The following is a 2,102-nucleotide window of genomic DNA, read 5'->3' on the forward strand; positions in this document are numbered from 1 at the left end:
GCCGCCGCCGCTCTGGCACAGCAGGGCTTCGGTGCAGCCTTCACCAAGGAAGTGCGCGGTACGATCGACGAGCTGGTGAAGGCCGGCAAGGAAGGCGAGGCCCAGGTGATGATCCTGGAGATCCTCGAGGAATCGTATGCAGGCGCCGCACTTGCGGCGCGCGATACCTTCGGAGGCGCGCTGACCGCGCTCGGCCATACACTGGATGACATCACCACGGCCAAGGACGGAAGCCTCAAGGGGGCAACCGCTGCTGTCAACGACCTCATCGACACTCTGAAGGACCCGAAGGTCAAGGAGGGATTCGACAGCATTGTCACGCTGGTGGCCAATCTGTCCAGTGAGCTTGCGAATGGTGTTGTTCAGATCGCCGGTTTCATTACCAAGGTCCGGGATCTCGCAAATCTAGACGCTGGCGGAAGCGTACAGGATGCCGGCGAGGCTGCACTCAACGAGCAGATGGCCCGACTGAACGGGTTGATCAACTACGCGAAGCAGAACAAGACAGGTCTCCTCGGGATCCCCCTGACGGATTCCCAGGAGGCTGCCAGGCTCAAGCAGATCAACGATCTGACCCAGCAGCGTATCGGCATCCAGCGAGAGCTGACTGAGCGCTACAAGTACCAGCGGGCGGCGGAGGCATTCAAGGGCGTCACCGGTTCAGTAGATAGCACGGCAAAGTCCAGCGACAGTGCGGCCAGAGAGGCTGCCGCCGCCGCAGCCTCGGACGCAGACAACGCGAAGCAGCGCGTTGCCAGCCAGCAGCAGCTTCAGCGCGCTTACGAAGCCAGCGGGCTACAACTAAGGCGCCAGATCGAGTTGTTCGACACCAGCGCGGACCGATCTGGCAAGGCCACCGAGCTGCAGCGCCTCAACTTTGAAATGGCGCAGGGGAGCCTGCAAGGCCTGAACGCTGCCCAGCAAGAACGTCTGCGCGCACTGTCGACCGAGATTGATCGGTTGGCAGGGGTGAAGTCAGCGAATGAGGAAGCGGCCAAGGCCACCGAGGCTTTCGTCAAGTTGAAGGACGACCTGAACAAGAAAGATTCGCTCGGTGTCGAATTGGCGCGAGACCGCCTGAAGACCCTGCAGGCGGCTGCGGCTGTTGGTGCAGCGAATGATCAGGACTACGCAGCAACCGCCGCTAAGGTGATTCAGCAGGTCGGAGGAAGTGGCGCGGCCGACTACAAGGGGCCAGATGCCCTCTATGGTGGATCAAGTGGCGAGTTTGCAAAGATCGATTCGGCCCAGGAAGCTGAGCGGCAGAAGTTCGCGGCGCAGCTGGAAGCCCTGGAAGAGCATCGACAGGCGCGGTTTGACCTCGAAGCAGAGTGGAACGCGCAGGAGCTGCAGCTGCGTGAGGAGCACGAAGCGAATTTGGGCCGTCTCGACAGAGCGCGGTGGCAGGTCGCGGCCACCGAAGCGCAGTTGGCTCTCGGAAGCATCACGGACGTGATGCGGACTAGCTTTGGCGAGCAATCCGCGCTCTACAGGGCTGCATTCGTGGTCCAGAAGGCGGCAGCTATCGCGCAGTCTGTCATTGCGATCCAGCAGGGTATGGCCATGGCCGCAGCCAACCCCTGGCCGACCAATCTTGCCGCGATCGCTTCGGTAGCCGCCGCAACTGCTGGCATCGTCTCCAACATCGCCGCTGTAGGCATGGCCCACGACGGCATCGATAGCGTTCCGGAGACGGGAACCTGGCTGCTGCAGAAGGGCGAGCGGGTCACCACCGCGGCCACCAGCGCCAAGCTGGACGCAACCCTCGACCGTGTGTCCCGCGATTCTGCTGGCGGAGGTCGGGGAGACACCTTTGAGATGAGTTTCAACGTGAACGGCTCCATCAGCGAGCGGGAACGGCTGATGCAAGAGCAGACAGTAAGGCGTGCAGTGGCCTTGGCGCGGCAGGACCGTGTAGCGGACACCACATCCGGCACAGGTCCCCAATCACGCGCGATGCGATCGAACTGGAATATCAGAAGGAAGGTCGGGTAATGGCGCTGATCATGCAGCCGAAGTGGTTGCCCGAACCGCTGCGCGAGGGCTATGGGCTGCGCCATGTATCCCCGCAGACGCGGTCCACCTTCGTGAGCGGGCGATCC

1 protein-coding gene is annotated in these 2,102 nt (G+C 62.4%); it reads left to right on the plus strand.

Annotated features, from left to right (window positions below; all coding sequences use genetic code 11):
* On the plus strand, positions 1–1,995 hold a 1,995-nt coding region (locus tag V3B48_RS21260), incomplete at its 5' end, for a hypothetical protein (protein ID WP_329894407.1).
* Between the last annotated feature and the right edge of the window lie 107 nt (positions 1,996–2,102).

Source organism: Stenotrophomonas sp. SMYL20 (assembly GCF_036320045.1).
Classification (GTDB): Bacteria; Pseudomonadota; Gammaproteobacteria; order Xanthomonadales; family Xanthomonadaceae; genus Stenotrophomonas; species Stenotrophomonas maltophilia_A.